Genomic DNA, 1,440 nt, shown 5'->3' on the forward strand with positions numbered 1-1,440 from the left:
CTGGAGGCCCGCGCCGCCCTCGCCCGGCGCGAGGCGCGCCTCGCCCGGCAGCGCCAGGCGTTGGAGGCCAGCGCCTCCACCACCGTTCGCCTCGGCGAGAGCGCCCTGCTGATGCGGCTCGCCGTCGAGGCGACCGGGATCGGGATCTGGGACTACGACCCGGTGGCCGACCACCTCGATTGCGACGCCGCCGCCCGCCGGCTGCTCGGGATCGGCGCGGCGCAGCCGGCGAGCCTCGCCCGGAGCTTCCTGCGCACGATCCATGCGGACGACCGGGCGCGGGCGGCGGCCGACCTGCGCGCCTCCCTCGACCCCGCCGGCGACGGGCGCTTCGGCGGCGACTACCGCCTGGCGCGGGACGGCGGCGCGGCGCGCTGGGTCGCGATCTGCGGCCGTCCGGTGCTCGCGGGCGGCCGCGCCAACCGGATCGTCGGCAGCGTCCGGGACGTGACGGCGCGCAAGGCCGCCGCCCTCGCCTCGGAGGCGGTCCGCGAGCGCTACCGCCTGATCGCCCGCGCGACCAGCGACGCGATCCGCGACTGGGACCTCGTCGCCGACGCCGTCACCTGGAACGAGGCGCTGCAGACCGCCTACGGCTGGGACCCCGCGGGCGCGGCCGCCACGGGGGCGTGGTGGCTGGCGCAGGTCCACCCGGCCGACCGCGACCGGGTCGAGGCGGCGCTCGTCGCCGCGATCCGCGGCGGGGGCGACGCCTGGAGCCTCGAATACCGCTTCCTGCGCGCCGACGCCCGCCACGCCGAGGTGCTCGACCGCGGCTACGTGATCCGTGCGCCGGAGGGCACGCCCCTGCGCATGGTCGGCGCGATGCTCGACCTGACCGAGCGCAACCGGGTCGCCGCCGACTTCCGCGCGATCTTCGAGGGCGCCAACGTCGGCATCGTCCAGATCGACCCGCACACCCTGGAGGCGCTGAGCGTCAACGCGAAGCTCTGCGCCATCTGGGGCGCGCCGGCCGCCGCCATCGTCGGCCGGTCGGTCGCCCGCTGGACCCCGCCGGAGGACGCGACCGAGCGCGACGCGCTGCACCGCCGCCTCGCCGCCGGCGAGGTCATGCGCGAGACCCTGGAGAAGCGCTACCGCCGCGCCGACGGCCGCATCATCTGGGGCCGGGTCAACCTCGTGTCGCAGGCGCTCGGCGACCGGCTGCAGATCACGGCGATGATCGAGGACATCACCCTGGAGCGCACCACCGAGGCGCGGCACCGCGCGCTGATCGCGCTCGGCGACGCCCTGCGCGACGCCTCCGGCCGCAGCGAGGCGATCGCCGCCGCCGCCGCGATCCTCGGCGCGACCCTGGGGGCGATGCGCGCCGGCTACGGCGACGTCGACGTCGCGGCCGGCCTGTTCCGTGTCGAGTCCGCCTGGACCGCGCCCGGCATCCGCCAAGCCAAGACCCTTTCGCCCGGCCCCCTTCCGCCC

The 1,440-nt window shown here is 77.4% G+C and carries 1 protein-coding gene; it reads left to right on the forward strand.

Annotated elements, in window-relative coordinates; genetic code table 11:
• Positions 1–1,440, forward strand: a 1,440-nt coding sequence (locus FV229_RS26825) for a PAS domain-containing protein (RefSeq protein WP_147754814.1), incomplete at both ends; no start/stop codon positions are given.

It is taken from the genome of Methylobacterium sp. WL120 (assembly GCF_008039465.1).
In the GTDB taxonomy this organism is placed as follows: domain Bacteria; phylum Pseudomonadota; class Alphaproteobacteria; order Rhizobiales; family Beijerinckiaceae; genus Methylobacterium; species Methylobacterium cerastii.